Here is a 24280-nt window from a genome sequence, read left to right as displayed (position 1 = left end):
CATGCGTATCCTTGCATATCTCACTGCCATTTTGGTGCCTTTGGTTGCCTATGCACAAGACCGCGCGCCGATCCTGATGGATGTAACCGAAACACACATACTGCCACGCTTTGCACAATTAGCGAATGCAACCGAAACCTTGGCAACCACTGCACAAACTGATTGTGATCCGGCATCAGATGACCTGCGCGCAGCCTACGGAAGAGCCTTCGATAGCTGGATTTTGGCCAGCCATTTACGTTTTGGTCCGACCGAGACAAACGACCGAGCCTTTGCCATGGCCTTTTGGCCAGATACCAAAGGCTTCACACCCAAAGCATTGTCTCGACACATTGAATCTGAAGACGCCGCGGTAGACACCCCTGAAGCCTACGCCGAGACCTCGATTGCCGGGCGTGGCTTCATGGCTCTGGAACGGATGCTTTACGATCAGGCCTTTGCCGAGCAGGGGCGCGCCGCCTATCGCTGCGCGCTGATCCGCGCCATTGCCACCGATATCGACCAAAATGCCAAAGCAATGAACACTGACTGGCAAACCTACGCACCAAACCTGACACAGCCTGGTGGCGACAGCCCCTATCGCACGGGTGATGAAGCGATGCAGGAGTTGTTCAGGGCACTGACAACAGGCCTCGAATTCACCGCCGATACGCGGCTAGGGCGTCCAATGGGTACGTTTGAGCGCCCTCGTCCGAACCGTGCCGAAGCACGCCGGTCTGCGCGATCATTGCGCCATGTAGAGCTTTCGCTGATTGCGCTGCGTGATCTGGCCGCCCGGCTGTCGTTTGATCACCCCGAAATTGCTGCCGATTTGGATGCCGCTTTTGCGCAGGCCATCGACCGTGCGCAGTCACTGGACGATCCCGCCTTTGCCGGTGTTGGCACAGCACAAGGCCGCATCCGGGTCGAAGCGCTGCAACAGTCGGTCAATGACATTCGCCAGATCGCCTCAGCCGAGCTTGGACCGACGCTTGGCATCAGCGCCGGGTTCAATTCTCTTGATGGGGATTGATCCGTGACGAACCGCCGAGGGTTCATTGCAGGGCTCGCCGCCGCCGCTAGCCTTGCCCCCGTGCCAGCCTGGGCGTCTGTCGGCGCACCAAGCTTTCTTGCGGCCGCGCTGTTCCCTGATGGCAGCTATCGGCTTTCCGGGCTCGATCAGGCAGGGGTTATCTTGTTCTCGATTCCGTTGCCCGCCCGGGGTCACGCGGCTGCGGCGCATCCGTTCAAGGCACAAGCCGTCGCCTTCGCCCGCCGTCCCGGCACGTTTGCAATTGTAATCGACTGTCAAAGCGGGACCATCATCCGGCCTTTAGAGGCCCCGAAAGGCCGCCACTTTTACGGTCACGGCACTTTTTCGGCCGACGGCACCCGGTTCTTTACAACAGAAAACGATTATGAAGCCGCGGAAGGCGTGATCGGGGTTTGGGACGCGGTCAGCTTCAAACGGCTTGGAGAGTTTTCTTCAGGTGGCACCGGCCCACATGACATGCAATTGCTGCCCGATGGCAACACACTGGTGATTGCCAATGGCGGTATCGAGACCCACCCAGACACCGGCCGAACCAAACTAAACCTGCCTACGATGCAGCCTAACCTGTCTTACATCGACCTTTCGGGATCGATCCGGGCACAGGTGGAATTGCCGCCTGCGTTGCGCAAAAACTCGATCCGCCATCTCGCAGTGCGCGGCGACGGCCTTGTGGGCTTTGCAATGCAATGGCAAGGCGGCCTGACCGAATATCCCCCACTGCTGGGCTTACACGCACTGGGCAAAGACCCGCTTTTGTTATCGGCGCCAGAAGCGGATCAAAGCACATTGCAAGGTTACGCAGGCAGCATTGCCTTTTCTGCTGATGGCCAATCAATTGCAATCACATGCCCACGTGGCGACGCATTGCATCGGTTCGACGTCTCAAGCGGCGCATTCGCTGAGGCGTTTGCGCTCAAAGATGTATGCGGACTAGGTAGTGGCAGTAAAGGCTTGGTATTCACCACTGGGACTGGAGCATTTGGCGCCCTGGACCCTGCAGGCGCTGAAATCTCTGCCCGATCGGATTGCCAGTGGGACAACCATCTGATCCCGATCCGTTCCTTTGGATAATTCTCAGCAGCAACCTGTTTCATAGATTACACTTGGACGAATCAAACCGCTGCCGTATTGGCGGGCGCGAAACTGGCATCCAAAGCTAAGGACTGATTTGATTGAAACAGACGCCCGACGCACCGCATTCCATCTACGGGGTTGAGAAATGGGGCAAAGGCCTCATCGAGGTGACAGAGCAGGGCGAGATCGGTCTGCGCAACCCAATCGTGCCCGAAGCCCATGCAATCAGCCTGCCGGGTATTCTAAGCGATCTGGATGATCGGGGCATCAAGGCCCCGATGGTATTGCGCGTGACCTCGTATCTGGAACACGAGATTACGCATCTGAACGAAAGCTTCCGCCAAGCCATCGACCGTGTGGGGTACAACGGCAAATATCGCGGCGTGTTCCCGATCAAGGTAAACCAACAGGCGCAGGTGATCGACCGGATCGTCGAGTTTGGGAAGCAGTACAACTACGGCCTTGAAGCAGGATCAAAGCCCGAACTGGTAATCGCTCTGGCGCACCGTCTGGCCTCGGAAGCCCTGATTGTCTGTAACGGTGTTAAGGATGCCGAATTCATCCGGCTGGCGATCCTAAGCCGCAAGATTGGGTTCAACACGGTCATCGTTCTGGAAAGCCCGAAAGAGGCCGACACGGTGATCGAGGTCTATAACGAACTGAATATCGAACCCCTGATCGGCGTGCGGGTGAAACTGACCAACCAGATCAGCGGTAAGTGGGAAGAAAGTTCAGGCGATCGGTCGGCTTTTGGCATGAACACCGACCAGCTTGTGGCCACAGTGGACAAGCTGAAAGCGGCAGGCCTGCTACATTGCCTGAAGCTGCAGCATTCGCATCTGGGTTCTCAGGTGCAGGATGTGAACGACGTTCGCCGCGCCGTGGGCGAGGCGTGCCGCTATTACACCGAACTGACCCGCGAGGGTGTGCCTCTAACCCATCTGGATCTGGGCGGCGGTATGGGCGTGGACTATACCGGTGAAAAGAAAGCGGCTGAGAATTCAATAAACTACACGGTCGAGGAATACTGCGCCAACGTGGTCGAAACTGTGGCCTATGCCATGGACGAGGCTGAAATCGCCCACCCGACGCTGGTCACCGAAAGTGGCAGGGCTGTGGTGGCAACCTCTTCGATGTTGGTATTCAACGTGCTGGAAACTACGCTCTACGACGCACCCAACGGACCTGAGGTTGAACCGGACGATCATCACATGGTCGCTGACCTCGCCGCCGTTCACAGCTATCTCAGCAAAGACCGCCTGCAGGAATGCTGGAACGACGCTGGCTTCTATCGCAACGAATTGCGCGCCCTATTCCGCCGCGGTTATGTTGACCTGCGCCAAATGGCGCGCGCCGAACGCATCTATCTGTCATTGATGGCCCGGCTCAAGGCGCTGGCCGCCAGTGATGATCTGGAAACAGATGTGGATGATCAGCTAGAGAAAGTCGCTGATATCTATCATTGCAACTTCTCTCTGTTCCAATCCCTTCCCGATGTCTGGGCCATTGATCAATTGCACCCCATCGTGCCGCTGCAGGGCCTGAACGAAACACCCGACCGCCGCGCGGTGCTGTCCGACATCACCTGCGATAGCGACGGCAAGATCGATCGGTTCATTCTGGCCGATGGCGTCTCACCCAGTCTGCCAGTACATTCCTTGCCCGAGGATCAGGAGTACTTGATGGGCGTCTTCTTCGTCGGGGCCTATCAGGAAACGCTGGGTGATCTGCACAACCTGTTCGGCGACACCAACGTCGTCACCATCGATCTGCGCCCTGATGGTGGCTTCGACCTGTTGCACGAGCAGGAAGGCGACACGATCAGTCAGGTTCTGTCTTACGTGGAATTCGACCCCAACGACTGCGTCGCCGCCTTCCGTAAAATGGTGGACGAGGCGATCTCGACCGGTACTCTGAAAGCCAAGGACCGCAAAACCCTGATGAGCGCCTATCGCGACTCAATCAACGGCTACACCTATTACGAATAAAAGGAGACGACCCCATGGGAAAAACACTGGTTGTCGGCGCAGGTGGCGTATCCCACGCCGCTGTGCACAAGATGGCGATGAATTCGGACATCTTCACCGAAATCACTCTGGCCAGTCGCACCAAATCGAAATGCGACACCATCGCCAAAGCGGTGAAGGAACGCGTGGGTGTTGATATCGCAACCGCTGAGCTAGACGCTTACAAGGTCGAAGACACGGTCAAACTGATCAAGGACACCGGCGCCGAGCTGCTCGTGAACCTTGCCCTGCCCTATCAGGATCTGGTGCTGATGGATGCCTGTCTTGAGGCTGGCATCCACTACCTCGACACCGCGAACTATGAGCCCGAGGATGAAGCCAAGTTTGAATACCATTGGCAGTGGGCCTATCAAGAGCGGTTCAAACAGGCCGGTCTGACCGCCATCCTCGGCTCGGGCTTCGATCCGGGCGTCACGTCCGTCTTCGCCACCTGGCTGAAGAAACACAAACTGGACACCATCCGCCAGATCGACGTGCTGGATGCCAATGGCGGCTCAAACGATCAGGAATTTGCCACCAACTTCAACCCCGAGATCAACCTGCGCGAAGTGCTGGCAGAGGTCCGCCACTGGGAAAACGGCGCGTGGCATACCAGTCCAGCGATGACCACAAAGGTCGAATACGACTTCCCCGCCATCGGCCAGAAGAACATGTATCTGATGTATCATGAGGAGCTGGAATCGCTGTCGACCCACTTCCCCGAGATCGAGCGCGCCCGCTTCTGGATGACGTTCGGAGATGCCTATATCACCCATGCCAAAGTGCTGGAAAACGTTGGCATGACGCGCATCGACCCGGTGATGCATGACGGTAAGGAAATCATCCCGATCCAGTTCCTGAAAACCCTGCTGCCCGACCCCGGCGATCTGGGTGCGGAAACCAAGGGTAAGGCCTGCATCGGCGACATCGCCACAGGTCAGGCCAAGGACGGCTCGGGCGAGAAGACTTATTACATCTACAACATCTGCGACCACGAAGAATGCTACGCCGAGGTTGGGTCGCAAGCCGTCAGCTACACCACCGGCGTCCCCGCCATGATCGGAGCTGCCCAAGTTCTGAAAGGCAACTGGACCAAGCCGGGTGTATGGAACATGGAACAGCTCGACCCGGACAACTTCATGGACATGCTCAACGAACACGGCCTTCCGTGGCAGGTCCACGAACTCGAAGGCCCCGTCGAATTCTGATCCGCTTCAACTTCATCTGGCTAAAAATATCTCGGGGGTCCGGGGGCAGAGCCCCCGGCCTCGCCCACTAAGGAGACGCCGGACATGTCCGACATGATGACCACACAGGCGGGCGACGCCGGGGCCTTCCGCGATTTTAATCTAAGTCGCGTGCCGTCCCCCTGCTTCGTGGTCGACGAAAAAGCGGTTGAACGGAACCTCCGTATCCTCTCCGAAATCGGTTCTCGGTCCGGCGCGCATGTCCTCAGCGCCCTCAAGGCGTTTTCCATGTTCTCGCTGGCGCCGCTGGTGCGTCAACATCTCGACGGTACTTGCGCCAGTGGTATCTACGAGGCCCGACTTGGCCGTGAGGAGTATGGGGGCGAGGTCGCAACTTTCTGCGCCGGGTACAAAGACGCTGATATTGATGAAATCCTGTCGCTGTCCGACCACATCATCTTCAATTCATCGGCTCAAAAGGACCGGTTCGTCGAAAAGGCCCAAGTCGCAGGCGTTCAAGTTGGTTTGCGCATCAACCCGGAACATTCCGAAGGAGAGGTTCCCAAATATGACCCCTGTGCGCCGTGTTCACGTTTGGGAACGCCTGTCAGCCAACTGACCCCCGACGCTCTGACCGGCGTGGAAGGCCTGCATATGCACACCCTCTGCGAACAGGGGTTCGAGCCCTTGCAGCGCACATGGGCCGCTGTCGAACCAAAGCTCAAGCCATTCCTCGGTCAGCTCAAATGGCTGAATTTCGGCGGTGGCCATCACATCACCCGCGACGACTATGACCGCGATGGGCTGGTGGCCTTCATCAAGACCATCCGCGCCGAACACAATATCGACGTTTACCTTGAACCCGGCGAGGCCGTCGCACTGGATGCAGGTATTCTAGTTGGAGAAATCCTGGACCTGCCAACCAATGGCATGAACCTTGCGATCACCGACATCTCGGCCACCTGCCACATGCCCGACGTGATCGAAGCCCCTTATCGCCCTGCCCTGATGAATGAGGCTGACGCGGGCCACACGTACCGGCTGGGCGGTCCCTCCTGTTTGGCAGGCGATGTGATCGGGGATTACACTTGGGATATACCGCTGGAAATTGGCCAACGCTTTGCCTTTCTGGATCAGGCCCATTACTCGATGGTCAAAACCAATACTTTCAACGGTGTTCCCCTGCCGACCATCGCGCTGTGGAATAGCGAAACGGACGCGCTGAAGATCATCAAGCAGTTCAACTACGACGACTTCAAAGAGAGACTCTCATGAGCACTTTCCTCGACAGTGAACTTTCGGCCTCAGAACGCACTGAAGACGCCCGGTTCCACGTGATACCTGTGCCGCTTGAGCGCACGGTCTCCTACGGGTCTGGTACTGCTAAGGGCCCCGACGCCATCATAGAGGCCAGCAACGAACTAGAACGCATCACCGGCCATGCCGAACCCTGCGTCGAGGGCATTTTCACCGAAGCACCCGTCGATTGCGATGCCTCTCTGTCTGAGATCATGGAGCGCATCGCCCAGCGCACCGAGGCCGCCATCCGCGCGGGCAAAGTACCGGTCACGCTAGGCGGAGAGCATTCGCTCAGCTATGGTGCTGTGATGGGCGTGGCGCGCGCGCTTAATCAGCCTATCGGCATCGTTCAGATCGACGCCCATGCCGACCTGCGCAACGCCTATCAGGGTGAGAAACACTCTCACGCGTCGGTCATGCACCTGCTGGCCGAAGAAGGTATCCGTCTGGCGCAGTTCGGTGTCCGTGCCTTTTCGACCGAAGAAGCCCAAAGCCGCCTGAAAAACCATGTCTTCCACGTGGATGCCGAAGAACTTGTGACTGGCAACATCCACTCAGTCGACCTGCCCGATGAATTCCCCGAACTCATCTATGTCAGCTTTGATGTCGACGGTCTGGACCCATCGCAGATGCCTGCAACGGGCACACCTGTTCCAGGTGGGTTGGGTTACTATCAATCACTACGCCTCGTGGAACACGCCTTGAAGGGTCGTAAATGCGTCGGTTTCGACGTCGTGGAACTGGCCCCCGATGGCAATGCCGCCTGGGATTTCACTGCGGCGCAGATCGTCTATCGCCTTATGGCAGCCTGTTAATCCTTGGACGTCTCGTTCAGCTCCATGTGCCCGTTGCCCTTGTTCAACACGCGGCGCAGCATAGGCTCAAAAAACTCCAGCGGTTTGGTCGGGTAATTCGGATCAAACGCCTTTTGATCGTATTCGTGACAGAAATAACGGCAGTCCTCCCAATAGGGGCTGTCGCGATACTTGTCGCGGGCATTTCGATCACCGCCGAGGTGGTGGTTGTAGTAATACCCCTGAAACACACAATGATGCTTGAGGATCCAATGTGTTTTCTCGCTGACATACGGCTTCATCATCGCCGCTGACAATTCTCCATGATTATAGGGTGACAGGATATCGCCGGTGTCGTGGATCAATGCGGCCACGATCAACTCCTCATCCGCCCCATCCTCATAGGCCCGTGTCGCGGCCTGCAGGCTGTGCTGATAACGATTGACGGGATAGGGTGTCCATTCTTCGTCCAGGGATCGGATCGCATCCAGAATCCTGTCCGGCAAAGCGGCATTATAGGCCTCTTCATACTCCATCACGGCGTGCCAGTCCGCTTTGGTGGCTTCTTCAAAACTGGTCCAGGTAGGTTTGTGGCTTTTGTCCAGCATGGCGCGTTCCTGTGGCGGGTTACCCAATCAGGTTAGCGGGGCCGAAGAGCAACGCAATAGGAATTCTGACCCATATGCGCCGGCAATCACGTGGATGGGATCGCATCCCTCTGGCCGGCGTTTGACCGACGAAACAGCGGCCGTCCTGCAATGGTCAGGAAAAGGCCGGACAATATGACACCCAGCATCGCCGGAAGATAAAGCAATATCCATAGCTGGGGGTTTCCAATCACTACAGGAGAGACAAACCCCCGCACGCCTTCCAGCAACACCAGAATCGTGAAAGCTCCCAATATCTGAGGCCACAATCCAAAACGCGAAAAGCTGCCAAGCATAAGCGCCGAATACCCAACCAACGCAACCGCGATACATATGGCAACCCACGAGAACCTCTGATGCAGCTCATCAACCAAATGGCCGATGCTGTGATCATCTTGAACTGCGACAGCTTCCCGGTCCCAGATCAGCTCCATCGTCGGGATCGCTTCAAGGCTACGATGACCCATGCCGGATTCCTTCGTCAGCTCTGAGATATCGTAAGACGCATCTTCGAATAAGGTGGAAGACAACGTATTGCCTGCCTGATCATACCGCAGGGCAATGCCATCCAACATCACCAGATGTAGGCCCGAAGCCTGATTTACCAGATAGGCCGTTGTGCTTGAGTAACTAACAGGGTTCACCGCATCGCGCTGGTCTGAGACGAAGACCTCGTGCAGCGTTCCATCCAGATCGATACGACCGATATAGACGATGACACTGTCTGCAGGGTGCAGGAATTCACCTTCGTTCAACAATTGCGCAGTAACGTCCCCGGCGACCTCATCCTGTCTTTGTTCAAGTTGATCAACCGATGCGGGGCGCAGAAATACACTGATGACGGCCATCATCAAACCAGCGCTGAGCCCGAACATCAAAACGGGACGCGCCAGTCGCCAGGGGCTGGACCCTGTTGCCAGCATTACCGTCATTTCACTTTCGCGGCTCAGCCTGTTGGTCGCATAAACAGCCGCGGCAAAGACCGCCATGGGCATGACCGTTCGGATCAACGTCGGCAGGGTCAGCGCAGTGAATTCCAGAAACACCATCGCGGATTGTCCGCCGCTGATCACCCGGTCAAACAAGCTGACCGAGCGTGTGATCCAGAACACCCCGACCAGTACCAAGGTGAAAAAGCCAAACAGCACCAGCAATTGCCGCAGGAAATACCCATCAAAACGCGACATTCGACCTCTTGTTTCTTGGCGGTTGGTGTTGCGGCGGACCTTATGCCATTCAGCGAGCCGAGGAAACCGTGATTACGACCGATCCCGTGTTGCAATCAGGATGCGATGATACCAAAGCCATCGCAGAATACGGGCTGCGCGGTTGGTATCGAGCATATCAGACCAACGCACACAGATGTCCAAACTCGTCGCGGGCCCGTCCAACCGACGCAACAAAGGGCCCAGCGAGATCCCCTCCAGATTGGCGACCGGCCGAGGAAGGTTCGGGTGTGTGACGACAAGACCGGGCTCGATACGAGAGGCAGCCTGCACGCCGGACCTGATCAGTTTTGCGGTCGGGGACAGGATCAAGGCCTGATCGTCGGGTAACATCTCGGGGTTCGGATCAGACTGGGACGACTGCAGCCAGTCCACCGGTTGCGCACGCTCGGCCCAAAAAGGTGAAGGATTATGGGCCTGCTGCCGTGCATAGAAATCTGCGGCAAGCGCTGCATGGGTCTGAACACGCTCCGCCTGACGGTCGGCATAAAAAGACAAGGCCAGATCGCTATGTTCAGGTGTTTCCTGCAGCGTGTTCACCACAGCAGCGGCTTGCACAGCCTGCCCCATCGCCAGTTGCACCCCCTGCGATGACAAGGCGTCGACTGTGAAACTGGCTTCCCCCACCCGCAGAAGATCGTGCGCCGGAGGTGTTGTCTCGGCCCGGCTGGTCGCATCCGTGCGCCGCACGGGCCCGATCCGGCGCTGCTCTAGACAGGGCGACAGCAAAGGCGATTGCGCCAGTAGGTTCAGATAAAGATCACGTCGCCCTGCAGGTGACAATCCGGTGCAGGTGTCAGGATTAACGAAAATCATCGCATTAACCACACCGCCGGGCAGAAGGGCACCCCAATACCAATGCGACGCCCCGGCCTCGACCCGCGCTTGTGGGCCAAAGCCCGGCGGCACCTGCCAATAGGCGTAAAGCGCCAGCAAGGGTTGGGAAGCTGCGCGAAACCGGCGTCCTAACCCGGCCTGCCGTCCGGCAGCATCGAGAAGGATCTGCGCCCGGATATGGAAGGCGTCCGTATCGGTTCGGACCGGTATATTCCAACCAGATCGACCACGTATCGGGCGATATGCGCGCGCGGGCTGGACGATCTGAACACCCGCACCCTGCGCAGCCTGCAGAAGGATCGCATCGAATTCGCCACGATCCACCAGAAGGCCGGGATTGTCACCATCAACTCCACGACGCTCAAACGCGCCGGCCCAATGTAGAATCGATCCGCTTGCACGTAGAAAGCCGGCTTGTGCGACGGGTTGATCAACCCCCAATAGCTTCAGGATCGGCCAGATCGAGGGGGGCAGAGATTCACCGACATGCTGGCGCGGAAACGGCTGGCGTTCAACCAGGCAGACACGTCGGCCCAGCTGCGCCAGTCTTAGCGCCACCGCGCTGCCTGCAGGGCCACCGCCAATCACGCAGATTTCGGTTTGTATCGTCATCGGGTCAGGCAGAGGCCGCCTGCGCGGACACGCCAAAATAGTCCGGGCGCGCTTCGGACAAGCGGATATAAGCCTGCAAGCAATGGTGCAACCAACCGCGGATATAATCGCAAGCGGGGCGTCCACGGTGGATGACCTCGTGATGGCAGCCGCCGCCACACAGATACCGAGCCCAACAAGTGTTGCAGGGGGATTGAGTGTGGACGTGCCGATCCGCCAGCCAGTTTTCGCGTCGCAGGTCAGGGCCATCATAGACGTCGCCCATCGCTCCGGCCTCGTCCTCGACAAAGCGATGGCAGGCGAACAGCCCGCCATCGGCTGAAACGCCAAAATATCCACCACCTGCGCCGCAAGCATAGGGGCGGTGCGTGCCGCGGTGGATTTCCTGCATCGCCGCCGCCATGTTCGAGAATGGATAGCGCCGCCCTTGGATCACCGCCGCCTCAAACACCTCACCACAACGGATCATCTGTGTCAGCATCTCGTCCAAATCGTTCCCGTCCAACTCATGCTGGCCGTTGGGCGACGCCAACATCGGTGAGAACCCGATCGAATGGAAACCCATCCCGACAAACCGATCCAGCGTTTCAGGCAGGTTCATGTTCTGCGGTGTGACCGTCACCCGGGCACCAACTTGCATGCGATGTTGTGCGGCCAGCAAAGGCTCGACCCTTTTCAGGATCGTATCGAAACTGCCCCGCCTACCGCGATTTGGGCGCAGCTTATCATGCACCTCGCCAACACCATCCAGACTGATCGTGACGGCAAAGCCATGCGCTTCGAAAAAGGCAGCGTCCTCGGGGCGGAGCAAGGTGCCATTGGTGGTGATCGAAAAGCCAACGCTCAACCCGTTTGCCTGCGCCTGTTCAACCGCATAATCCGTGGTGCGCTGCACCAGATCGCGGTTAATCAAGGGTTCTCCGCCCAAATAGGCAAGGTTGATCCGTACGCCGGGCTCGGCCTCGGCCACCAGCCGATCGACCGAGGCTTTGGCGACCTCCCACTCCATATTCCTTGCAGGACCGCCAAATTCGCCACCTGCCGCATAGCAATAGGTGCAGGCCAGATTGCATTTCTGCGCCACCGCCAACGACAGCGACCGCACCGGCATGTCCTGGGGCGGCGTATCGTCAATGAACGGCGTGCCATCCAACCCCATCGACCTGAGGAAAGCGCTTTGGCCGGGCGCGTCCATCGACGCAAACTGATCCGCCGTTCCGCTGGGTACATCGAACACGCGCGAGCCATCGACGGCCAGCATGTGGTCCCCATGCCCGCTGTCAAAGAAATGCACCTGCGCGGCGGGTGGAATCACGCCTTGCCCTCCGTCCAGAAGGGAATGCCGATATTTTTGGCGGCCAGTGCTTCGCCCTCGTCCCGGAACAGCTTCATGTTATCGCGCACCTGCTGAATAAAGGTTTGCGATTCTTCAAACTGGCCCTGAGCCTCCAGCGTATAGGCTTTGGCCAGCCCATCTTTAACCTTCGCATACAGATCAAGCGCCGTTTTGGCCTGCGCTTCAGTCCCGACCTCAATCGGGCGCAGATAGGCAGGTGTGCCCTCACCTGTGTCATATTTGACCAGAACGTCCTTCATCTGGCTGAAACGCAGGAAGTGTTCATCGCCGTCCGTGTCAATCCGAACCGCCAGAGCGTACAGGCGACGTTCGGGGAACAAGTCCTCTTGCTCTAAGGTCGCCACGCATTGCGCATAAGCGCGGTCGATGTAACCGCCAGGGCGCTCGATCTCGATGAAATCCGCAAGGGCTTCGGCGGTTAAGGGACGAAGCGCGCGCGGCTGCGTCTTACCTCTGCCCGCTGGCAGGGTTTCAGACGGGGTCAGTATGGGCTCGTAATTCTCAGGCTCAAGTTCCCACAGCAGCTGGTTGGCCCAGCGCATATGGGTCATCTCGCCAATCGCGACCTCCAGAACCGAACGTCGGGCAAAGATCAGATCATCCTTCAGCGTCGGCCATTTCTTGGTATCCGCCGTATCGGGATCGGCCAGAGAGAAATAGGCATAGAGATATTGCAGGCTCAGCGTCATTTCCATCGCAGCCAGACGTGTCCTGAGGTCATTGATCATCTCTTCGGGCGTATCGTATGGCTCAACGCCCGGCATTTCGGGGTCGACCTCATAGACCTCGCCGGTTTCACGACCTTCGACAACGATGGGCAGCTCGCTCCACATCTGATTCACCTGATAGTGGTCGATCTGATAGGGGCGGTTCTGTTCCACTGTATTCAGCGCAGCCACATTCCCGGACGGAGATTTGTCCGAGCGTAACCAATCCAGATAAGTCTCGGCCTCGATCGGATTCTTCGACTGGCCCGAGGGCAGCTGATCGTCATGGGCCACCTCAGCCATCACCACGTCAGGGTGGTTCGAGGGCCAGTAATGGCAGCCGCAATCGCGGAAATCATGGGACCAGGGGTTGCACAGGCTCTGCGTCAGTTCACCGGGGTCATAGGCTTCGCTGAAGACGCCCGCCTCGGTCCGGTACTGGCGTCGAAAACCGTGCAAGACAACCTGTTCAGTATCCACAATGCCTTCGTGATTGCGCCGTTCCAGAGCAATGCTGACCGGTTTGTCATCACCGTGTTCCAGACTGCGGATAAAACGCCAGATCATCAGACCATCATAAGGCGTGCCGTCTTCCTCTTTGAAAGTGATCCGCTTGCCGCTTTGTTCGACCCATGACAGGAACCAGCGCCCCTGGCTGAGTTTCGCACCCACCTCGCCACTGTAATCCTCCAGCAAGGTCTGCACCCAGTCCTCGGGGCTGTTATCGGGCAGCATCGGATCGTAGAAATAGTCGACGAATACCAGATGGAAGCCCTGCGCATTCTTCGGCGCCTCGGGGACGGGGCTAAGCGGCACGCGCACCGCGTTGAACACCAGTCCGGGAAAGAAACGCCGGTCGAGGTTGCGCACATCCATTTCCAGACCTGGGAAGCAATTGCCCACCGATCCGTCCAGACGCGTGTTATCGGGGTTTCCCGGCACCTTGTAAGCCGCACGAGCGGTCAGGTTGCGGGGTGTGACGCGGATTTGGCCGGGTTGATCAGACATTCTGAGCCTCCGATTCCTGTGCAACCAGATAGTCGATGAACGAGATCACCAGATGATACTGCCTGCGCGACAGCGACAGCGGGTAGTAATTGGAATCGCGCATATAAGGCGGCATCCGCGCGTCATGCATCGAGTCGCGGATGATGCGTGGATCACGAAAATCTGGATTGGGGTCTTGATCCGGGTTCGGGTCGGTCTCAAGCTCCGTCAGGATGCCATAAGGCGGGCGCAACAGAGTTTTTACGAAATCCGGACGACGGCGTAGGAAGTCAAGCAGGTTCGCCTCGTCAATCAGTTGTTCATGCACGAATTTGGTCGCTACCGTATAGGGCAACCGGTCATTGGGCACCGAATTCGAAAAGACCGAGACTGGCTGCGGGCGGATCAGCTCATCAATCTTGTCCGGCGGCCTTACGTCCTTTTCTGTCATCGAGGCCGCATCGGTCGACGGTAGACCCGGTGTTGGGGAAATTCCGGTCTTCGCCTGTAGCTTGGCATTATCCTTCAGACCCTGCGCACGAATATCGTCGAGGTTGATCAGGCTGTTGGTCTCGAACGCGCGGCGGAAGATGTCGACCACTTCGGTCTTGGCCTGTTGGTAGTTGTCTTCGGTCACCGAAATCAACGATAAATCGCGGTCGGCCAAATCATCCTCAAGGCTATAAAACGGCCTTGCATCGGGCGCAAAGTCGGGCGGGCCGGTCATGATCTGCGCGCGCGCAGTCAGACGCTCACCGCGCACGGCCAGCGTCGCCTCGATCACGCCATCGCTGGTGTCATCGGCCACGCCCCAGGACTGGTCGTTGCCCACCCGCGCGCCATCATAGCTGTCATGTGGTTCAGGATCGTCCGAGGTGCCAGACATCATGATCCATTTCGACCATGGAGTGTCGGGGTTCAGGATGCGGTTCTGCTCGGGTACGATTTCATGGATGCGACCATATTCCGATTTCGGCGGGTCGTTCTGGTATCCCGGCACCGCGAGAGTGGCAGGGCCATAAGCCGCATCGGGTGGGCCATAAACCTCACCTTTCGGGGGCATGAAGCGCAAGCGCAGGATGCTGCGATCGATGAACTCGCCTTCCACCGGTTCATCATGTCCCTGTACCGGATGGATCGCGCGGACCGAACCCAGCGGGATCGGATTATGTTCATAGACCATCGGCTGCTGTTCGGACGTGTACGGACTGAAGGCCAACAGGGGCTTGGGTGTGAAATCCTGCCCTGCAATCTCGACCCGTGCACGAAAACCGCAGGCTGCGTCTCCGGTCCGACGCTCGGCCTTGGTGTTCCCGACAGTGACTGAATAGCGCACGTTCTGCAGCGACAAGCCCTGATCGTCGAGTAGGTCCAGCGTCACCGGCGTCTCATATATTTCGCCCGTCTCAGCGTCGTGCATCCGCGCCCAAAGCTCAAAGAACGGCGCAACCGGCCGCAACGCACCGCCTTCGTCACGAAAGCGGATCGTGTCGGGATCGGGAAGGCAGGCGGTAACGCTGCCATCTTCGACTTCGCGCAGGGTTATGTTCGAGCGGATGACCGTCTTGTTGTTGCCATGGGCATCCAAATCCTGCTGCCACTCATAACTTTCTAGCGGTGTTTCACCCGGTCCCAAACGGGCAACCGCAATGGGTGGCAGAAAGAAAATCTCCTGAATCGTGTCCATGCTGGGCCCTCCCCCGTTTGGCCTTGGCTGCCCCCGCTTTCAGGGGTTCGAATATGTCTCATAAGTGATAGTCGGGTCGTCGAAGATCGATTTCGACTTGTCTCGAATAATATCCGCCGGCGCGTCATCGGGCACGGGCGAGATGCTTTGCTGGTAGTGGAAGAAATTGTTCGGATCGAATTTCTGCTTCACGAACAGTAGCGAGTTGAAATACTCGCCCCAATATTGCCAGCGATAGTTCAACTGCGTCCGGCGCGGATAGTTTTGATAAACCCGGTCGATGAAATAGCCCTCATCGGTCATCAGCGCCATGAACCCGTCAAGCCAGGGCACAACTGTCTCTTTTTCCTCTTCGGACAGCCAGAATACATCGACATAGAAGTTCAGTGACACATCGCGATGAATAAAAGCGTTGCCATCTTTACCCAAAGGCATCCGGTTGATCGCCCCGCCATAAGGTTCGATCGCGACAGCACCATAGGCATTGGGCGTACTGTCGAGGTAATCGACCACGCGCTGCCATTCCGCCGTGCTAAGCTGGCGTTTGATGTACCCGGCCTGTTTATCCTCTCGCGCCTGATCGGGCACAACAGGGATGTCGTATTTATCGTCATAGAGCCACGAGTTGATTTCCTGATAGGTGCCATAGTTCTGATCATCCTCACCCATCTCACCGGCGATTTCATCGCTGAGCAAGGGCTGGACAAACGCATCACCTTCTTGAGGCGTGCCATCATAAAGCGCTGAAAGCAGCAGCACCTTCTTGTCCCCCTGATAGGCCAAGAAAATATACGCACCAAACCTGTCATCTTTGCAGGTGCTCATGTAATTGGCCTGCAGAAACTCCAGCGCTTTTGCGGCTTTGTCTAGCGGCCATGTGATGTGGCAACCCCAGACCTTATATAGCGGATGCAGCTGATAACGAATTTCCAGCAGAATACCAAAGTTGTTACCCGTTCCGCCCCGGATCGCCCAAAACAAATCAGGGTTTGTATCCTTGTCCGCGATTACAATGCTGCCATCCCACAGCATCACGGTGACGCCCAGCACATTGTCGCACGCCATTCCAAAACGGCGCGAGGTAAAGCCATATCCGCCGCCCATCATGAAGCCTGCAACACAGACATCCAGACATGCCCCGCCGGGCACATGAAGATGATAGGAATTCAGAATCGAGTTCAACATTTTGAACGGCGTGCCCGGCCCCACATAGGCCATCGGCACATCCGGATCGACGCTCACATAGCGCATCTTGCTGGTGTCCAGCACCATCTGGTTGTTGACCGAATACCCTGCCGTGCTGTGCCGCCCTGATCGCGCCACAACCCAAAGCTCGTGTTCGCGGGCAAAAGCAAGACTGGCGCGTACATCGTCAATGGTTTCACAATAGACGATGATTTCAGGATAATCCTGAAACGCCGGGTTCCAGACTTGTCGGTCATTGTTGTATTCAGCGTCGGTGGGCAGGGTGACCGTTCCGATCAGCTTTTTCTCAAAGGCGCGTATCTGCTCGGGCGAGATCGAATGATATTGCTGCAGCGTCAGATCGGTGCGGCTTTGCGCCAGGATATCTTTGGCCAGAAGGGTTTTGCTGATCTTACGCATCGGGTCTCTTTACTCCAAACGTCTCAGGAACGCAGGAGAGGTACTCTCCGCGCCGTAAATTCAAAAATGTAGGTATCATCCCATATCTGCCAGTGCCAAGCTGGCAGCAATTGACCCCACCGGTCAAGTAGCCGTTTCCAACAACGCCCGCGCATCTATTAGATCCGCTTGATCCGCGTCCGGTTCGAAATGAGACAATGCATCGCGCAAGGCTTCACCCGCTGGCTCTCCACGGCTCTGCCGCCAACGTGTCAGTGCTATGGCCGCGCGCAATTCGTACAGGCGTGCCCCCTGCCTTTGCGCCGTTTTGATTGACTGCAACAGCAAAGGTTCAGGGTCGCCACCGGTATTGGCGACAAAGGTGGCTTCGATTCGTAGCTGCTCGGCTTCGGCCCATTTCTCTTCGGTTTCGGACAGCATTTGGGCAGCGTGCGATAAAGTCTGCTCAGCCGCCTTATGATCGCCCGCGTTGATTAGAAGCTCGGCGATCAGAGACGGGAAGAAACACTTATAGTTTCCTGCCCCAACGGCCCACCAGTCTTCCGAGGCTTGGCGCAAACTATCAATATGGGTGATATCAGAGGATTCTGTCGCCTTTGCCCAGCTTTCCCACAATCGCGCAATGGTGGCCATGAAGGGCAACGAATGCTCTTCGGCGACCTTGGACAGAGCTTCGACATCTTGCTGCAACGCCGGGATGTCGCGGGCCAACAGGTGAACCTTGCACATATAGACCAGAATCTGGGCCACGCTGTGAGCGTGCTTCAGATCCTTTGCCCAGTCCAACGCGGTACGCTGAACCTGCAAGGCTTCCTGGTGCCGCCCCATCAGGCAATAACACGTCCCCAGAAAGGCCGATGTAATGGCGGCGTGATCTGTACCGTAGACATAGGCCAACTGGCTGTGTTGATCGAAATCGTACAACGACCAGGCTTGTTCAAGGTGTGTCTTCGCCTCGGGCAGATTGCCCAGATGCAATTGCACCGCACCCATCGCGCGATGGCCAACCATCCGATGCTCGGTCCTGCCGCTTTCCGCAGCCAGATCAAGTATCTGTGACGATACGTCTTGCGCCAAACGATATTCCGCGCGCACCAGATGGAAGGCATAAAGCCCATTGAGAACAGGGAACAGTCTGTCGGTCTCATCCGCGCGATGGCAGAGATCGCGCAGGCGGCCATAGGCCTCGCCCGTGGCATCCCCTGAGATTCCGCTGGTCGAGCGCAGAACACCCGCCCGCAGGATCTGGATGTCGATCTCCTGCAGATCACGGTCTCGGCTCTTGGGCAGGTCTGCCAATTGGTCCAAAGCCGTTGATAGATGCGTCAGCGCCTCGGTCTGGGCCGAGCGTTCAATGGCCCGCTGCCCTGCACTTTGCCAATGCAAGACAGCCTCATCTGCGCGCTGGGCCAAGGTGTAATGCTGCGCAAGAACTTCGGGCTGCGTCTGGGCAAGCTGAGGTTGGTTTTCCAGCAATGCGCCTGCTGCACGGTCATGCAATACCTGCCGTTCCGTGCGCAGCAGACTGTCATATGCCATGTCTCGGATCAAAGCGTGGCGGAAGATGAATTCATCTTCTGCCTCATCGGGCGCCTGAAGGATGATACCGGCTGAAGAAAGCTGCTCTAGCCCAGCTTGCAAAACCGTCGGAGACAGAAACGACACCGAGGCCAGCAGCGCGATGGAAAATTGTCGGCCGAAGACGGCACCAGTTTGTGCCACTTCTTTGGCTTTGCCCAAACGATCCAGACGCTCCATCAGCGAGTCCTGCAGCGTACTGGGAACAGAAAGTGATGGCAGCGGCCCACGCAGGGCATATCCTTCATCGGTCAGCCGCAACTGCCCCGATTCCAGCAAGCCACGCGTGACTTCCTGAATAAAAAGAGGGATGCCGTCGGTTTTGGCTGCAATCAGATCGCAAACCTCGGGCGGCACCAAATTCCCTCCGGCCACTTCCGCCACGATCTCAGCGACGTCCCGATGTTCCAGACGCCTGAGCGGCAGATGCAGTGTATTGTTGTGATGCCCCCAACCCGGATCAAAGCCGGGACGTGCCGTCACAACAATAAGCACCGGCAATTCCCGAATGCGTTCAATCACCCGGTCGGTCAAAGACAAAGTGGTCGGATCAACCCAGTGGGCATCCTCAAACAACAACAATACAGGCTTATCACGCGCCAGCGCGGCAAGTTGTTCAGTCACCGCTTCCAGCGTCTGCTCAAGCTTTGCCTGCGGCGGCAGGTCAAGTGGCCCAAGTGCTGCGTCCGCTTCGACGCTCAGCAAATCGGCGATAAGACGCACATGTTCGGGCGGGTGGTGACGCAGGAGATGCGACAGCTTTCCGAGTTTATCCTCGTCACCGTCCGATGGTGCGAACCCTGCCGCACGTTCCAGATGTTGAATGATGGGATAGAGCGCGGAATTGGCGTGAAACGGAGAGCATTGGAAATTCAGCCGTAGCGCGCCCTGATCCTGCACCTCTTGGCTCAACCCTTCGATCAGGCGCGATTTGCCAATCCCGGCCTCACCTGAAATCAGCACAGATTGGCCTGCACCCTGACATGCCTCGTGCCATTTGTCGGTCAGCTTGCGAAACTCGGCCTGACGCCCGACAAGTCGCCCCGCCCCCGCATCCGGCATGATGTCAAATCTACGTTCGATACGGGCCTGCCCCGTCACGATCCAGGCTTGAACCTGTTCCGAAAATCCTTTGAGTGCGAAAGAACCCCGATCCCGAAGCTCGAACGCATTGCCAATCAACCTGCGGGTTGATGGGCTGATGATCAGGGTATTGGGCTCGGCCAGCCCCTGCAAACGAGCGGCCAGATTGGGCGTGCGCCCCATGACCACATCATGTTCTTTCAACCCTTCGCCATGGATCTCGCCAACCACGACGAGCCCGGTCGACACACCGATCCTTGCGCTCAGCTTTTCCTCACCTTCGATGAGGGTCAGCCCGTCCAGAATATCCAGACCGGCATGAACAGCCCGCGAAGCCGCATCTTCAACTGCGTGAGGGTAGCCGAAATAAATCATCGCCCCATCGCCCATGAAGCTCGCGATATGTCCCCCAAACCGTGCCACCGAAGTCGAACAGATTTCTTTGAACCGGCGCAGCAGCTCACCCAGATCTTCGGGGTCCAGACGCTCCGACAGGGCCGTCGAACCAACGAGATCCACAAACATCACAGTCAATTGACGGCGCTCGGCCACGATCTTCCCATGTCCATGCACTGGAACCGGATTCGCATCCCGTGCCCGTCCCAAGGCCGCCATCAGGCGCCGCCTCGGGCCCAATGGAAGACCCAAGTCGATGAGATCATGTTCGGTCAGGTGTCCCAGATCAGTCAGAGAAACTTCGTTCGAAGCAAAAACGGGCGCAAACTTCGACAGTCCAAGGTCTTCAAGAAATGTGTCGATCTCTGCCATTATCCCCATTGCCCCCGATTGGCTCCGGGTTCCCCTACCCGGTCAGGCTTGTTGCCGCCGGAACAAAAGTCGAGCGACCTTAGCACTTTAAGCGGACACCCCTGATGGCCCGTCCACCAGCCATGATCAAGCTTTTTCTTTCTTGTCCTGTACGTCAAGTGAATTGCAGCAAACCAAACGCCGCAATTTCATGCACGTACGTGGCGAACTCATCATTTTGTGGGAATGGCAGGGGCAGCAGGGTTCGAACCCGCGACCTACGGTTTTGGAGACCGTCGCTCTACCAACTGAGCTATACCCCTAGACTGGGCCATCAGATATGCCAGCGGCGCAGAGGACTCAAGAGGCTTTTTGAGTTTTCCGACCACTTTGCCACTGACAAAAAAGTTGCGCCCGGCGCGCAGTTCTTTAAGACAAAGCTCGGCCAGCAAAAGGAGCGCAGCCTTGAGCATCCGCAAGAAAATCGCCGACAGCGAAGCCGTGCTCAACTGGGTTGCGCGTCGAATTGCAAGCTACATCCGATTAGTTAACCGCAACACACGCTGGCAGCGCATCGGATATGAGGAGTTGGATCAGCTTGCCGAACAGGGCGAACCGGTCATTGTTGTATTGTGGCACCAACGACTGGCGCAATCGCCCTATTTCTTTCCCCTGGACAAGGGCGGCATCTGTTCAATCACGTCCGCCGCGCGTGCCGGCAGTATGGTGGGCCGGGTGCAGAAGCTGTTCGGCATGGACACGATTGCAATGTCCAGTCGCAAACGCCACGTCGCTCTGTCGCGCGAGGTGTTGGGGAAAATAAAACAAGGGATCTCGATCGGGATTGCCGCCGACGGCCCGCGCGGGCCCGAGCGCGTGTCCTCGACCGTACCTCTCATCTGGGCGCGCACCTCAGGCAAACGTGTGTTCGGGATCACCTATTCTGCCCGCCATGGTCGAGAGGCCGGAACTTGGGACCGCTTGCTGATGCCCCGCCCTTGGCGAAACGAAGGAGTTTTTCTTTGCCGCGAATGGACCAAGACGGTGCCCCGGAAAGCATCCGAAGAACAGATCGAAGCGCTCCGGTTGAGCCTTGAACAGCACATGAACGATATCACAGCCGAAGCGGACCAGATGGTCGGGCGTGCGCCTTGGGTGTCTTCTGATCAAAACTAAAACCGAGTAGTGCCAAAAAGCCCTACCGCATTCACGGCAGGGCTTTTTTTGTTTTCGATTTCAAGTGAACCAAAATCGGTGTTTTAGCAGAACAGCAAAACACTCTGGTTTCTTGTGTCTTGTTCAATCGGCGCCGAAAGAACCGATATAAGCAACACCACCTGAGCCGGTCGCCTGGAAGGTGCCGCCAACCTCTTCCGCATCAGGGCCATAAAAGCGCCCATCTGCCGAACCGTTGATCCCTGTTCCTGAAATATTGGCCTTAAACCGGTTTCCAGACACATTGCCTGTACCGCTAAAATCCAACTCGGGCGCAGTGCCTTCGACACCGGTTCGCAGGTTGTTGGCGCTCGTGCCTGAACTGGTAATCGTGGCAGTGCGGAAATTGGTTCTGACATTGACTCTCGAGGCCGTAAGATAGGCATCACCGTCTGCGCGTCGGGCAACACCCGTGCTCACGCCGTTATAAGTCGCCGATCCACTGCTTGGAACACTGCTGTTGGAAGTCCTAACGCCATATGAACCCGCCCCTGCCGTTCCAGTCGCCTGGCGTCGATCTTCCAACCAGACGCCAAAGGTCTGATACTCGAAACGCGATCTCGAAGGGTCGACGATCACTGCACCATCATTTCGATCCGTTGTATCAAAGCCGACAACCGCGCCGGTACGCACCCGATCATCACCGCCAGGCTCGCTCAGGTTCACGCTCGAACCAGGTGCTGCAAATGACGCACCCACGATCTCAGAGTTTGACGTGGTCAGCCTGACTGTCGATGAATTGGGACCAGAAATAGAATTCACGGTAACCCCGCCGCCTGGATCCGTCGCAAATTCGGCTACGACAGCCTCGCCATCAAGCTCCACAGTACCATTCCGCGGAAGCGTCAATTTATCCGAACCATTATCAGAGGATCCGCCGCTCCCGCCAGAGCTGCACGCACCTAGTAATAAAAACGACAGAGTTGCGGCAATACAACAGCTAGTATTAATACTCATATTCTCTCCAACGTATTAAATTAACGGCAGATTAGTTAACGGATCGGCGAGTACAAGTTAATTGTATAAGACAATCTTAAGGCGTTCTATGATGTCGCAGATTGCGACCATCTCAAAGACTGGATACTCATACCGCGCGCCCATATTGATGCGGGGGCTGTAATCTTCAAAACGTTGGTGTGTGAAATTTGCTCCGTCTTCATTGTCTGTTTTTAACCCTCTTCTTATCCTTCCAAATTCCGCAAATCTCACAGGCTGCACCAACCGAGGGTACGCCCGCTATCGCTGCGCCAGAGAGCGCCAAGATCGAAACCGTATTTCTCAGCGGTCTCGCAGACCTTGAACAAGGAAACGCGCAGAGCGCGATCGAAAAATTCTCATCAATTTTGGCAATTGATCCCAATTTGGTCCGGGTGCGACTTGAACTTGGATTTGCATATTTCATCGCTCGGCAGTGGGATCGAGCCCGGAATGAGTTCTATACGGCGCTCTCAGGTGACTTGCCTGAACCGGTACGTTCAAAAGTTCTAGGTCTTATCCGGGAAATAGACGCACGCCGCGGTTTCGATTGGGATCTCAGCCTCGGTCTGACCGATGTCGGAAATCAGAGAGACTATGACACCGATCAGATCGTCCTTGATTTCGCGGGTTTGAATCTCCCATTCAGATTGAACCGTGAAAAGTCGTCTGAAATTGGGATGCGCGTCACGGGGGCCGCAAACTTCCGTCGACCAGTAAACTTCAAAGTGTTTGGGGCTGACGCGTCCGCCTTCGCTGCGTTTACGTTCGACATTACTGAAGCCAGGACTTCGCAATATGACGACTATGTCTTCGGGGGTCGCATTGGATTGCGGACGGTGGGACCGAACACAACCGCTTCATTTGGGCCCGTTGTCACATCGCGCCTGATCGGCGGCAATGTATACGAGAACCGTGTGGCTCTTGAAGCTGCTTTTGAACGCCGAAGCTTGCAAGGCGGATCGATCTTTGGACTATTGAGCGGCGCGAAATTGCATAACCCAACATCCGATCTGTTGGATGGTTATGAAACCGACGCAGAAATTGGGTTTCGTCGCTCATTTGGCGGGCGCGGGCTGATCGGTATCAGCGTCTTTTTCGAAGATAAATCCGTTGATGACACGCTGGAAAACTTCCTTCGCCAACGTCTGACAATCTTCGGACGCGCGGATGCGCGTGGTGGGTTTACCCTTAGGCCTTCGGTCTATGTTGAGCATAAGCGCTTCAGGACTCCGAGTATTCTCTTCACCGGGGACCCAGACGAGACGTCTTGGGGCGGGACCTTCAGAATCGAAAAGAACGATGTATTCTTTGGGAATGGATTTTCACCGTTCCTGCTCGTCACATACCAGCGAACCAAATCCGGCATTGAGGCTTTCAGCTATACCGAAACAGGATTTGAGCTGGGCCTTGAAAGGCGGTTTTGAACAGCAAGAAAATCAAATTGTATTCTGAACAGAGATTATTCGTCGAATAATCTTAGTCCGTGTTCATTTCCGGAGATTTTCAACAGAATTCAGAATAATCGGCTGAACAAGGCTGAACACGAAAAAGGCCGCCCCGATGTGGAGCGGCCTTCATTAGTCTCACCGATGAGCCGGGCTGAAGCCCGGCCTACCGACTT

Annotated in this window: 17 protein-coding genes, 1 tRNA gene and 1 pseudogene; 9 read left to right on the top strand and 10 right to left on the bottom strand. The window is 56.9% G+C overall.

The window, feature by feature from the left end; translation table 11 throughout:
- The first annotated feature begins 1 nt into the window (after position 1).
- From Q1B46_RS03515 to speB, 6 genes are all read left to right on the top strand, one after another.
- Positions 2 to 1012, top strand: a complete 1011-nt coding sequence (locus tag Q1B46_RS03515; protein WP_299944771.1) for an imelysin family protein — start codon at positions 2 to 4, stop codon at positions 1010 to 1012.
- A 3-nt stretch (positions 1013 to 1015) separates the two neighbouring features.
- Positions 1016 to 2104: a DUF1513 domain-containing protein gene (locus Q1B46_RS03510; RefSeq protein ID WP_299944770.1), complete on the top strand. Its 1089-nt coding sequence runs from the start codon at positions 1016 to 1018 to the stop codon at positions 2102 to 2104.
- 101 nt (positions 2105 to 2205) lie between these two features.
- Positions 2206 to 4095, top strand: coding sequence for a biosynthetic arginine decarboxylase (speA, locus tag Q1B46_RS03505; RefSeq protein WP_299944769.1), 1890 nt, complete (start codon positions 2206 to 2208; stop codon positions 4093 to 4095).
- Between the two features lie 14 nt (positions 4096 to 4109).
- Complete coding sequence (locus tag Q1B46_RS03500) at positions 4110 to 5321, top strand: saccharopine dehydrogenase family protein (RefSeq protein ID WP_299944768.1); 1212 nt, start codon at positions 4110 to 4112, stop codon at positions 5319 to 5321.
- An 84-nt stretch (positions 5322 to 5405) separates the two neighbouring features.
- A complete protein-coding gene (nspC, locus tag Q1B46_RS03495) occupies positions 5406 to 6575 on the top strand; it encodes a carboxynorspermidine decarboxylase (RefSeq protein ID WP_299944766.1) in 1170 nt (389 codons plus the stop codon).
- Complete coding sequence (speB, locus tag Q1B46_RS03490; protein WP_299944764.1) at positions 6572 to 7414, top strand: agmatinase; 843 nt, start codon at positions 6572 to 6574, stop codon at positions 7412 to 7414. Before nspC ends, speB begins: the two co-directional genes overlap by 4 nt.
- On the opposite strand, the gene Q1B46_RS03485 is transcribed toward speB, so the two are convergent.
- The 9 genes from Q1B46_RS03485 to Q1B46_RS03445 all read right to left on the bottom strand — a co-directional run bounded on the left by Q1B46_RS03485 (position 7411) and on the right by Q1B46_RS03445 (position 20789).
- Positions 7411 to 8001 (bottom strand): HD domain-containing protein, encoded by a 591-nt coding sequence (locus tag Q1B46_RS03485; RefSeq protein ID WP_299944762.1) that lies wholly within the window; start codon positions 7999 to 8001, stop codon positions 7411 to 7413. The two genes, speB and Q1B46_RS03485, sit on opposite strands and share 4 nt — an antisense overlap.
- Positions 8002 to 8087: 86 nt before the next feature.
- Positions 8088 to 9227 carry an LPS export ABC transporter permease LptF gene (lptF, locus tag Q1B46_RS03480; RefSeq protein WP_299944760.1) on the bottom strand — a complete coding sequence of 380 codons (1140 nt, stop codon included), beginning with the start codon at positions 9225 to 9227 and terminating at the stop codon, positions 8088 to 8090.
- Between the two features lie 72 nt (positions 9228 to 9299).
- Complete coding sequence (locus tag Q1B46_RS03475; protein ID WP_299944758.1) at positions 9300 to 10715, bottom strand: NAD(P)/FAD-dependent oxidoreductase; 1416 nt, start codon at positions 10713 to 10715, stop codon at positions 9300 to 9302.
- Between the two features lie 4 nt (positions 10716 to 10719).
- Positions 10720 to 12030 carry a radical SAM protein gene (locus tag Q1B46_RS03470; protein WP_299944756.1) on the bottom strand — a complete coding sequence of 437 codons (1311 nt, stop codon included), beginning with the start codon at positions 12028 to 12030 and terminating at the stop codon, positions 10720 to 10722.
- Positions 12027 to 13787, bottom strand: coding sequence for a ferritin-like domain-containing protein (locus tag Q1B46_RS03465; RefSeq protein ID WP_299944754.1), 1761 nt, complete (start codon positions 13785 to 13787; stop codon positions 12027 to 12029). Before Q1B46_RS03465 ends, Q1B46_RS03470 begins: the two co-directional genes overlap by 4 nt.
- A complete protein-coding gene (locus tag Q1B46_RS03460) occupies positions 13780 to 15453 on the bottom strand; it encodes a hypothetical protein (protein WP_299944752.1) in 1674 nt (557 codons plus the stop codon). Before Q1B46_RS03460 ends, Q1B46_RS03465 begins: the two co-directional genes overlap by 8 nt.
- A 39-nt stretch (positions 15454 to 15492) precedes the next feature.
- On the bottom strand, positions 15493 to 17058 hold the full coding sequence (locus tag Q1B46_RS03455; RefSeq protein ID WP_299944750.1) for an FAD-binding oxidoreductase: 1566 nt from the start codon (positions 17056 to 17058) through the stop codon (positions 15493 to 15495).
- 123 nt (positions 17059 to 17181) lie between these two features.
- Complete coding sequence (locus tag Q1B46_RS03450; RefSeq protein ID WP_299944748.1) at positions 17182 to 20487, bottom strand: adenylate/guanylate cyclase domain-containing protein; 3306 nt, start codon at positions 20485 to 20487, stop codon at positions 17182 to 17184.
- Positions 20488 to 20713: 226 nt separating this feature from the next.
- Positions 20714 to 20789: transfer RNA gene (locus Q1B46_RS03445), tRNA-Trp, on the bottom strand.
- A gap of 142 nt (positions 20790 to 20931) precedes the next feature.
- Here Q1B46_RS03445 and Q1B46_RS03440 point away from each other — a divergent pair.
- Positions 20932 to 21642: a DUF374 domain-containing protein gene (locus Q1B46_RS03440; RefSeq protein WP_299944746.1), complete on the top strand. Its 711-nt coding sequence runs from the start codon at positions 20932 to 20934 to the stop codon at positions 21640 to 21642.
- A 123-nt stretch (positions 21643 to 21765) separates the two neighbouring features.
- On the opposite strand, the gene Q1B46_RS03435 is transcribed toward Q1B46_RS03440, so the two are convergent.
- Positions 21766 to 22506 carry a transferrin-binding protein-like solute binding protein gene (locus Q1B46_RS03435; protein ID WP_299944744.1) on the bottom strand — a complete coding sequence of 247 codons (741 nt, stop codon included), beginning with the start codon at positions 22504 to 22506 and terminating at the stop codon, positions 21766 to 21768.
- Between the two features lie 320 nt (positions 22507 to 22826).
- On the opposite strand from Q1B46_RS03435, the pseudogene Q1B46_RS22180 reads away from it, so the two are divergent.
- Positions 22827 to 23102: pseudogene (locus Q1B46_RS22180) on the top strand (hypothetical protein); the annotation flags it as partial.
- A 36-nt stretch (positions 23103 to 23138) separates the two neighbouring features.
- Entirely contained in the window at positions 23139 to 24083 is a 945-nt protein-coding gene (locus Q1B46_RS03430; RefSeq protein ID WP_299944742.1) for a hypothetical protein, read from the top strand.
- Positions 24084 to 24280: the final 197 nt, after the last annotated feature.

Source organism: uncultured Ruegeria sp. (genome assembly GCF_947500045.1).
Taxonomy (GTDB): domain Bacteria; phylum Pseudomonadota; class Alphaproteobacteria; order Rhodobacterales; family Rhodobacteraceae; genus Ruegeria.
The sequence above is the reverse complement of the archived record's forward strand: the minus strand, read 5'-3'. Positions and strand labels throughout refer to the sequence as shown.